Here is a 9,853-nt window from a genome sequence, read left to right as displayed (position 1 = left end):
ACGGGACGTTTTGAGCACTTGGAAGGTCGAACCCCGCCCGCGCGGCTCTCGATCTCACAGGCGCTGAATGCCTCCCGGCAGGCACCTAGGGGCCTTCACCCGTGCATGGTTTCGATCAATTCCCACAGCTGCGGATCATTGAAATCCTTCACCACCAGTTTCGCCCCTGCAGCCAGCAGCCGCTCCGGCGTCTGGGTGGTAGCAACCCCCACGGTAAAGATCCCGGCCCCGCTCGCCGCAGTCACCCCCGGCAACGAATCCTCGAACGCCAACGCCTCGCCCGCCACTGCTTCCAGACGCTGCAAGCCGGTCAGATAGGGCAGTGGATCAGGCTTCGCCCGCTCCAGCTCCTCGGCCACCAGCACATGCTCGAAGCGATCGCCAAGCCCCATCGCCTTGAGCATGTGCTCGGCATTCAGCCGTGGCGCATTGGTCACCACGCACATGCCGATGTCCCAGGCTCGCGCATGGTCCATCAGGCGCAGCAGGCCGGGCATGGGCTGCAACGCGGGTGACAGTACTCGGAAAAGCGCTTCCTTGCGGTCGGCCAGCGCCTGGCGCTCGATTGTGTCGGCAAGCGGAAACAATTCGGCAAACAGTTCGCCATTGGCCCGGCCACTGACCTGGGCATCGAATTGTTCCTGGGTCAGCTCGCGGCCGTCATGGTCATGCAGCAGTTGGCGGAAGGCCTGCAAGTGCAGGGTGTCGGTGTCGGTCAAGGTTCCATCGAGATCGAACAGCAGGGCAGTCAGCATCAGGTATCCAGGTATTCAAAAAAACAAAAGCCCAGGGATGATAACCAAAGCTGACGACAAAGGGGGCTGTTCAGCGTACGCCGAAAAGAGTACAAATGTACTCCATGGACAATCTCACCCCAAAACGCCGTGCAATCCTCGATTACATTCGCGAGCGCATTGCCGACCACAGTCAGCCGCCGAGCCTGGCCGACATCGCCAGCCGCTTCGGCTTCGCCTCGCGCAGCGTCGCGCGCAAGCACATCACCGCGCTGTGCCAGGCCGGCTACATCGACGTCACGCCCAACCAGGCGCGGGGCATTCGCCTGGCTGAGCCCTTGCGCCGGCCGGAAATCCTCGAAATTCCAGTGCTGGGGCAGGTGGCAGCCGGTGCGCCGATCGGCCCGGACCTCGGCATTCACGAGCAATTGCTGCTCGACCCCAGCCTGTTCCGCCGCACACCGGATTACCTGCTCAAGGTGCGCGGTGATTCGATGATCGACGACGGCATCTTCGACGGTGACCTGGTCGGCATCCGCCAGCAGGGCGAGGCACGCGACGGCCAGATCGTCGTCGCGCGCCTGGACGGCGAAGTCACCATCAAGCGCCTGCAGCGCCAGCCCGGCGGTTACCGACTGTTGCCGCGCAACCCGGCCTATGCGCCGATCGACGTGGGGCCTGAGCGCGAGTTCTTCATCGAAGGCGTGTTCTGTGGCCTGTTGAGGCGCGACTGATGGGCGCGGTGGTCGATCTCGACCGGCTGCTCGACCAGCGCCAGGTCTGGCGTGGGCGGCAGGGCCAGGTGCGTCCGGCCGGGTTGCAGCCCACTGGCCATGCCATGCTCGACCAGCGCCTGCCGGATGGCGGCTGGCCGGCCGCCGCCCTCAGCGAGTTGCTGTTGGCCAGTCCGGGCTGTGGCGAGTTGCAACTGCTCTGGCCATCCCTGTCACGCCTGACCGCTGAAGGCGGGCGGGTGGTGCTGGTGGCGCCGCCGTTCATTCCCTATGCACCGGCCTGGCAGGCAGCTGGCGTGGACCTGCGCTGGCTGGTGCAGGTCGATGCCGCGCAGGCCGATGCCCTGTGGGCGGCCGAACAGTGCTTGCGCTCCGGCAGCTGCGCGGCGGTGCTGTGCTGGCCGGAACGTGCCGATGACCGAGCCCTGCGTCGCCTGCAGGTGGCTGCCGAGACAGGGCAGGCACTGGCCTTCGCCTGTCGGCCGCAACAGGCTGCGCACAACCCGTCGCCCGCTGCGCTGCGTATTGCCGTGGATACGCGCCCGGCGCAATGGCGCGTACTCAAGTGCCGTGGCGGCATGCCGCCGGCCATGCCAATCGCCTGCCCAGGGCGGGGCTGATGCAGCATGCTCTGGGCCTGCATTCTCCTGCCCCAGCTGGCGCTGGACTCGATCCTGCGCGAGCGTGACGACGCCGATGCGCCGCTGGTGCTGATCGGCGGCCCCGTTCAGCGCCGCTTGCTGCAAGCCGTCAATCCCGCCGCGGCGGCGCTTGGCCTCCGGGCGGGGCAGACGCTGACGGCCGCGCGGGCCCTGGCCGACGGGTTCCAGTGTGTCGAGGCCGACCCGGCCCGCATCGAGCAGTTGCAGCAGTTGCTGGCGGCCTGGGCCTACCGCTTCAGTGCCCAGGTGAGCCTTCACTACCCACGTGCCCTGTTGCTTGAAGTCGGCTCCAGCCTGCAGCTATTCGGCCCATGGCCGTTGTTTGAGGCCCGCCTGCGCGAGGAGCTGGCGACACTGGGCTTGCGCCAGCGCATCGTGCTCGCTACCAACCCGGTGGCGGCCCGCATGCTTGCCAACGGCCATGATGGCCTGGCACTGACCTGCGCCGAGCAGACTCGGGCGGCGCTGGCGCGCATGCCGATCGAGCGGGTCGGGTTGCCAGCGGACGCTGCCGAAGCCTTTTCCCGCATGGGCCTGCACCAGTTGGGTCAGGTGCTCGCGCTGCCGCGAGATGCGCTGGCCAGGCGATTTTCCGCCCAGGTGCAGTTGCACCTGGACCAGTTGCTCGGGCTGCGCTCAATGGGGCTGGATTTCTATCAGCCGCCGGACCGCTTCGAAACGCGCCTGGAACTCAACTTCGACGTCGAATCGCACCAGGCCTTGCTGTTCCCGCTGCGGCGCATGCTCAATGACCTGGCGGCCTTCCTTGCCGGGCGTGACTGCGGCGTGCAGCGCTTTAGCCTGTACCTGGAGCATGTCGAAGGGCCGGACACCCTGTTGCATGTTGGCCTGCTGGCCGCCGAGCGCGATGCCGCCATGCTGTTCGAGCTGGCCCGTGGGCGCCTGGAGCCGCTGCGCATCCCGGCACCGGTGCGCAACCTGCGGCTGGTCGCTGATGACCTGCCGGCGTTCGTGCCCCAGCACCAGGCACTGTTCGACCCTCGCGCCAAACAGGCCCAGCCCTGGGAGCAACTGCGCGAACGCCTGCGTGCGCGCCTGGGCGATGAAGCCGTCAAAGGGCTACGTGCCGAGGCCGATCATCGCCCCGAGTGCGCCTGGCAGTCAGCGGAGCAGGGCGCCCAGGGCAGCCTGCCAGCATTGCCCGGTAGCCGCCCAGGGTGGTTGCTGCCCACGCCGCAGGCCCTGGAAGCGATTGACCACACGCTGCTCGGGCAGGCCGAACGCATCGAGTCAGGCTGGTGGGACGGTGGCGACGTACGCCGCGACTACTACCGTATCGAAACCCGTGATGGCTTGCGTGGCTGGGCCTATCAGGACCTGGCCCAACCCGGCCCGCTGTGGCTGCAGGGCTGGTTCGCATGAGTACAGCGGGCTATGCCGAGCTCCATTGCCTGTCCAATTTCAGCTTCCAGCGCGGCGCATCGAGCGCCGAAGAGCTGTTCCGCCGAGCCCACGAGCAGGGCTATCAGGCCCTGGCAATCACCGACGAGTGTACCCTGGCCGGCATCGTGCGGGCCTGGCAGGCAGCCAAGGCGCAACAGTTGCGCCTGATCGTCGGCAGCGAGGTGCGCCTGCAGGATGGGCCCAAACTGGTGTTGCTGGTGCAGAACCTCACGGGCTATCAGAATCTCTGCGCCTTGATCACCCGTGCCCGACGGCGGGCCGGGAAGGGTGACTACCAGTTGTTCGCTGACGATCTGCAGCAACACCATGAGGGTTTGCTGGCGCTCTGGATTGCCGATGAACCCGATGACCAGGCGACTGGCCGCTGGCTGCGCGGCCTGTTCGCCGAGCAATTGTGGCTGGGTGTACACCTGCACCGCGGCAGCGATGATGACCGGCGCCTGTCCCGCTTGCGCGAGCTGGCGGCGCAGCTGGGCATCCGTGCCGTGGCCTGTGGTGACGTGCACATGCATGTCCGCGGCCGGCGCGCCCTGCAGGACTGCATCACCGCCATCCGCCAACACTGCAACGTGGCCGAGGCAGGCCGCCATCTGTTCGCCAATGGCGAGCGTCACCTGCGTGCGCTGGAGCAAATGGCCGAGCTGTACCCGGCAGACCTGCTGGCCGAGAGCCTGGTCATTGCCGAGCGTTGCCAGTTCGACCTGGGTGAACTGCGCTACCAGTACCCACGCGAGCTGGTGCCCGAGGGCCAGACCCCCGCCAGCTGGCTGCGTGAATTGTGCGAGCGGGGCTTGCCACTGCGCTGGCCGTCAGGGCCGAGCAGCAAGGTACGTGCGGTGCTGGACAAGGAACTGGCGCTGATCGAGGAGCTGGGCTACGAGAGCTATTTCCTCACCGTGCATGACATCGTCGCATTTGCCCGCAGCCAGCACATTCTCTGCCAGGGCCGTGGTTCGGCAGCCAACTCGGTGGTGTGCTTCGTACTGGGCATTACCGAGCTCGACCCGATGGAACATCGCCTGTTGTTCGAGCGCTTCCTGTCGCGTGAGCGCAACGAGCCTCCCGATATCGATGTGGACTTCGAGCATGACCGGCGCGAAGAGGTGATCCAGTACGTGTTCCGCCGTTACGGCCGGCACCGCGCCGCACTGACCGCCGTGGTCAATACCTATCACGCTGCTGGCGCTGTTCGTGATGTGGCCCGGGTACTAGGCCTGCCGGCCGATCAGGTGGATGCCCTGGCCAAGTGCTGCGGCCGCTGGAGCGACCGTATCCCGGACGATCAGCGGCTGGCAGAGGCCGGTTTCGAGCCCGGCAGCCCGTCACTGCGGCGCATCCTGGTGCTGGCCGGTGAACTGATCGGTTTCCCCCGTCACCTGTCCCAGCACCCGGGTGGCTTCGTCATTTCCGAACAGCCGCTGGACCACCTGGTACCGGTGGAAAACGCCGCCATGGCCGAGCGCACGGTGATCCAGTGGGACAAGGACGACCTCGACATGGTCGGCCTGCTCAAGGTCGATGTGCTGGCCCTGGGCATGCTCAGCGCCTTGCGCCGCTGTTTCGACCTGCTGCATCGCCACCGCGGTCGGCAGCTGACCCTGGCGACCATCCCCGGTGAAGACCCGGCGACCTACGCGATGATCAGCCGCGCCGAGACCATGGGCGTGTTCCAGATCGAGTCGCGGGCACAGATGGCCATGCTGCCGCGGCTCAAGCCCACCACCTTCTATGACCTGGTGATCGAGGTCGCCATCGTACGCCCCGGGCCAATCCAGGGCGACATGGTTCACCCTTACCTGCGCCGGCGCCTCAAGCAGGAACCGGTGACCTACCCCTCGGAAAAACTCAAGGAGGTCTTCGAGCGTACCTTGGGCGTGCCGTTGTTCCAGGAGCAGGTGATGGAACTGGCCATGGTCGCTGCCGACTACAGCCCCGGCGAGGCCGACCAGTTGCGCCGCAGCATGGCCGCCTGGAAGCGCCATGGCGGGCTGGAGCCCCATCGTCAGCGGCTGGTCGAGGGCATGCTGCGCAACGGTTACGACCTGGCGTTCGCCGAGCGTATCTTCGAGCAGATCAAAGGCTTTGGCAGTTACGGCTTCCCCGAGTCCCACGCGGCCAGCTTCGCCTTGCTGTGCTATGCCAGCAGCTGGCTGAAGTGCCATGAGCCGGCGATCTTCACCTGCGCGCTGGTCAACAGCTGGCCGATGGGGTTCTACAGTCCGGACCAGCTGCTGCAGGAGGCGCGGCGGCAAGGGATCGAGGTTTTCCCGGTGGACGTATTCCACAGCGAATGGGACTGCACGCTGGAGCCCGATCGCCACGGTGTCCTGGCCATCCGCCTCGGGCTGCGGCAGATCCGAGGTTTCAGCGAGGTGGATGCCCGCCGGCTGGAGCAGGCGAGGGCGCAGCGTACTTGGCGGGATGTCGAAGACCTGTGCTTGCGCGCTGGGCTCGACAGCCGTGCACGTGCCCGGATGGCCGATGCGGGGGCACTGCGAGCCTTGGCCGGTGACCGCCACCAGGCACGCTGGCAAGTGGCGGCGGTGCAGGCGCAATTGCCGCTGTTTGCCGAGGTGCAGGCTGTGCCGGAAGCGCAGGTGGCGTTGCCGGTGCCAACGGTTGGCGAGGACCTGGTGGCCGATTACGACACCTTGGGGACGACATTGGGCCCGCATCCACTCAGGCTGTTGCGTTCACGGTTGCGGGCGTTGGGATGTCGCAGTTGCGCTGAGCTGGCGGGGGTCGAGCATGGCGATGCGATTGCCGTGGCCGGGCTGGTGGTGGGGAGACAGCGGCCGCAGACCGCCAGCGGGGTGACCTTCGTTACGCTGGAGGATGAGTTCGGCATGGTCAACGTGGTGGTCTGGCGTGACCTGGCCGAGCGGCAGCGGCGGGCGCTGGTGGGGTCGCAGCTGCTCAAGGTGAGTGGGCGGCTGGAGCAGGAGAACGGGGTTCGGCACCTGATTGCTCGGCGGCTGGAAGACATCAGCCCCTTGCTGCAGGGGCTGGATGTAAAGAGCCGGGACTTTCACTGACCTTGATTGCTGCTTTCAGACCATCGCCAGATGCTGCTTGCGTGTCGGTGCCGGAAACGCCCGGTCCATCGCCCGCAGGTCTTCAAGGGGCAGGGTCAACGCCCCGGCAGCCGCATTCAACCGCACATGCTCCGCAGACACCGCCTTGGGAATGGCAATCACATCATTCTCCCGCGTCACCCACGCCAAGCTGACCTGCGCCGCCGTCGCCCCATGGCGCTCGGCGATCTCGCTCAGCAGCGGATGTTGCAACAGCCGCCCGGCCTGGGCCAGCGGGCAATAGGCCATTGTCGGCATCCCCCGTTGGCGACTCCACGGCAACAGGTCGAACTCGATGCCACGCTGCGCCGGGTTGTACAGCACCTGATTGGTGGCGCAATCCGGATTGTGCAGTTCGCGAAGGTCATCGACATCGCAGTTGGACACGCCCCAACGGCGGATCTTGCCCTGCTCGCGCAAGCGCTCGAACGCCTCGACCGTTTCCTCCAGCGGATACTGGCCACGCCAGTGCAGCAGATAGAGGTCGATCACCTCGGTACCCAAGCGCTTCAGGCTGCGTTCGCAGGCTTCAGGCACGCCACGGCGGCTGGCGTTGTGCGGGTAGACCTTGCTGACCAGGAACACCTGGTCACGACGCCCGGCTATGGCTTGGCCGACCACTTCCTCGGCGCCGCCCTCGGCATACATCTCGGCGGTGTCGATCAGGGCCATGCCCTGTTCGATGCCCTGTTGCAGGGCGGCCACTTCGGCTGCCTTGCGAGCCGGGTCTTCGCCCATGTACCAGGTGCCCTGGCCAATGGCCGGCACGTTGCAACCTGCCAGTTTCACGTAACGCATGTCACCTCCGGAGTCTGGGTATGGGAAAGCAGCACCTCGAGCAGCGCCTGGGCTGCGGTAGAGAGCTTGTGGTCGGCCAGGGCGATCACGCTGATGCGCCGTTCGACCGCAGGATCGACCAGCGTCACGCAACGTGCGCCGAGTTCCTGCATCTGGTTGATGCACAACGCCGGTACCGCGCTGACGCCAAGACCACTGGCCACCATGCGGCCGATGGTCGAAAGTTGGTGGCTTTCGAATGCCACCGCCAGTTTGCCGTGGCGCGCCGCGACGTTCTGCTCCAGCAGCAGGCGCACCGCCGACGGGCGCTGCAAGGCAATGAAGTCTTCCGCCAGCAACTGTGCCCAGGTGACCTGGGTTTGCAAGGCCAGTGGTGAATCGGCCGGCACCACGGCGACGAAACGGTCCATGTACAACGGGTGAAAGTTCAAACCTTCGCTGTTGTCCGGCTCGAAACCGATGCCCAGTTCGACGCGGCGATGGCGCACCAGTTCCAGCACCTGTTCGTTGATCACGTCATGCACCGTGACGTTGACCTTCGGGTAACGCTGGCGGAACACCTTGAGCGAATGCGGCAGCAGGTTGCCGGCAAAGGCCGGCATGGCCGCCACCGAGACGCGGCCAAGCTGCAGGGTGAAGCGCTGGCGCAGCATCTCTTCGGTGTCGTCCCAGTCGGCTAGCAGGCGCCGGGCCAGTGGCAGCAGAACTTCGCCCTCGGCGGTCAGGCTGACGCTGCGGGTGGTGCGGGTGAGCAGGGCGCCGCCGAGGTTGTCCTCCAGCGCCTTGATGGTCAGGCTCAGGGCCGGTTGCGATACATGCAGGTGTTCACCAGCCTGGGCGAAGCTCTGGTACTTGGCGACGGCGACGAAGGCGCGTAGTTGCTTGACGTTCATGACAGCCTCGGTCGCTGTTTTGGAAAAGTTATCAATCGATGATGAAAACAAAATTAACAAATCAGTCGCCAGCGGTGAAGATGGCTGCACACGCTCACCGACAGCCTCGTCGGTTCAACAACTACAAAAGGCGGATCAGCATGGCCGGACTGGACAAGCGCGTAGCAACCTATGAAGAGGCCCTGGCAGGCCTGACCGACAACATGACGGTACTGGCCGGCGGCTTCGGCCTGTGCGGCATCCCCGAAAACCTCATCGCTGAAATCAAGCGCCTGGGCGTCAAGGGCCTGACCGTGGTCTCCAACAACTGCGGCGTCGATGGCTTTGGCCTGGGCGTGCTGCTGGAAGACCGGCAGATCCGCAAGATGATCGCTTCCTACGTCGGCGAAAACGCCGAATTCGAACGCCAGCTGCTCAGTGGCGAGCTGGAAGTCGAGCTGACCCCGCAAGGCACCTTGGCCGAGAAGATGCGCGCCGGTGGCGCCGGTATCCCGGCCTTCTACACCGCCACCGGCTACGGCACCCCGGTCGCCGACGGCAAGGAAGTGCGCGAGTTCAAGGGCCGCAAGTACATCCTCGAAGAGTCCATCACCGGCGACTTCGCTATCGTCAAGGGCTGGAAGGCCGACCATTACGGCAACGTGGTGTACCGCAACACCGCGCAGAACTTCAACCCACTGGCGGCCACCGCCGGCAAGATCACCGTGGTCGAAGTGGAAGAAATCGTCGAGCCTGGCGTGCTGCTGCCCAGCGAAATCCATACCCCGGGCATCTTCGTCGACCGGGTGATCGTCGGCACCTTCGAAAAACGCATCGAAAAGCGCACCGTCAAGGCCTGAGCGCCGTCCATCAGAACAACAAAGAGATCCTGACCATGGCACTGACCCGCGAACAGATGGCGCAACGCGTCGCCCGTGAACTGAAGGACGGCTACTACGTCAACCTCGGCATCGGTATCCCGACCCTGGTAGCCAACTATGTACCTGCCGACATGGACGTGATGCTGCAGTCCGAAAACGGCCTGCTCGGCATGGGCGAATTCCCCACCGAAAGCACCATCGATGCCGACATGATCAACGCCGGCAAACAGACCGTCACCGCCCGCCGTGGCGCATCGATCTTCGACTCCGCGCAATCGTTCGCCATGATCCGTGGCGGCCACGTCGACCTGACCGTACTGGGTGCCTTCGAAGTGGACGTTGAAGGCAACATCGCCTCGTGGATGATCCCCGGCAAGCTGGTCAAGGGCATGGGCGGCGCCATGGATCTGGTGGCCGGTGCCGACAACATCATCGTCACCATGACCCACGCCTCCAAAGATGGCGAGTCCAAGCTGCTGCCGCGCTGCAGCCTGCCGCTGACAGGTGCCGGTTGCATCCGCAAGGTGCTGACCGACCTGGCCTACCTGGAGATCGAAGACGGCGCCTTCATCCTGCGCGAGACCGCGCCGGGGGTGAGCGTTGAAGAAATCATCGAGAAAACTGCCGGCAAGCTGATCGTGCCGGACGATGTCAAGGAAATGACCTTCTAAAG

General features: G+C 65.5%; 9 protein-coding genes. 6 read left to right on the top strand and 3 right to left on the bottom strand.

The window, feature by feature from the left end:
• Positions 1-95: 95 nt before the first annotated feature.
• Positions 96-755 carry an HAD family hydrolase gene (locus tag ACLEJU_RS28235; protein ID WP_435423014.1) on the bottom strand — a complete coding sequence of 220 codons (660 nt, stop codon included), beginning with the start codon at positions 753-755 and terminating at the stop codon, positions 96-98.
• A 95-nt stretch (positions 756-850) separates the two neighbouring features.
• Here ACLEJU_RS28235 and lexA point away from each other — a divergent pair, with 95 nt between their 5' ends.
• From lexA to ACLEJU_RS28215, 4 genes are read left to right on the top strand one after another with little or no spacing between them, the layout of a single operon-like run.
• The gene (lexA, locus tag ACLEJU_RS28230; RefSeq protein ID WP_435423013.1) at positions 851-1,468 is read left to right on the top strand and encodes a transcriptional repressor LexA; all 618 of its coding nucleotides are present in this window, start codon (positions 851-853) and stop codon (positions 1,466-1,468) included.
• Entirely contained in the window at positions 1,468-2,088 is a 621-nt protein-coding gene (gene imuA, locus ACLEJU_RS28225; protein WP_435423012.1) for a translesion DNA synthesis-associated protein ImuA, read from the top strand. Before lexA ends, imuA begins: the two co-directional genes overlap by 1 nt.
• Before the next feature lie 6 nt (positions 2,089-2,094).
• Positions 2,095-3,513: a Y-family DNA polymerase gene (locus ACLEJU_RS28220; protein WP_435423011.1), complete on the top strand. Its 1,419-nt coding sequence runs from the start codon at positions 2,095-2,097 to the stop codon at positions 3,511-3,513.
• Positions 3,510-6,590, top strand: a complete 3,081-nt coding sequence (locus ACLEJU_RS28215; protein ID WP_435423010.1) for an error-prone DNA polymerase — start codon at positions 3,510-3,512, stop codon at positions 6,588-6,590. Before ACLEJU_RS28220 ends, ACLEJU_RS28215 begins: the two co-directional genes overlap by 4 nt.
• 15 nt (positions 6,591-6,605) lie before the next feature.
• Here ACLEJU_RS28215 and ACLEJU_RS28210 read toward each other — a convergent pair whose 3' ends face one another.
• Positions 6,606-7,427: an aldo/keto reductase gene (locus ACLEJU_RS28210; protein ID WP_435423009.1), complete on the bottom strand. Its 822-nt coding sequence runs from the start codon at positions 7,425-7,427 to the stop codon at positions 6,606-6,608.
• Positions 7,415-8,320: a LysR family transcriptional regulator gene (locus ACLEJU_RS28205; RefSeq protein WP_435423008.1), complete on the bottom strand. Its 906-nt coding sequence runs from the start codon at positions 8,318-8,320 to the stop codon at positions 7,415-7,417. Before ACLEJU_RS28205 ends, ACLEJU_RS28210 begins: the two co-directional genes overlap by 13 nt.
• Positions 8,321-8,460: 140 nt before the next feature.
• Here ACLEJU_RS28205 and ACLEJU_RS28200 point away from each other — a divergent pair, with 140 nt between their 5' ends.
• Positions 8,461-9,159 (top strand): CoA transferase subunit A, encoded by a 699-nt coding sequence (locus ACLEJU_RS28200; protein WP_027916752.1) that lies wholly within the window; start codon positions 8,461-8,463, stop codon positions 9,157-9,159.
• A 35-nt stretch (positions 9,160-9,194) separates the two neighbouring features.
• Entirely contained in the window at positions 9,195-9,851 is a 657-nt protein-coding gene (locus ACLEJU_RS28195) for a CoA transferase subunit B (protein WP_159410121.1), read from the top strand.
• Positions 9,852-9,853 lie beyond the last annotated feature (2 nt).

It is taken from the genome of Pseudomonas sp. SMN11 (assembly GCF_052041945.1).
Taxonomy (GTDB): Bacteria; Pseudomonadota; Gammaproteobacteria; order Pseudomonadales; family Pseudomonadaceae; genus Aquipseudomonas.
Note: the sequence above shows the minus strand (reverse complement) of the source record. Positions and strands in the feature narration are given on the sequence as shown.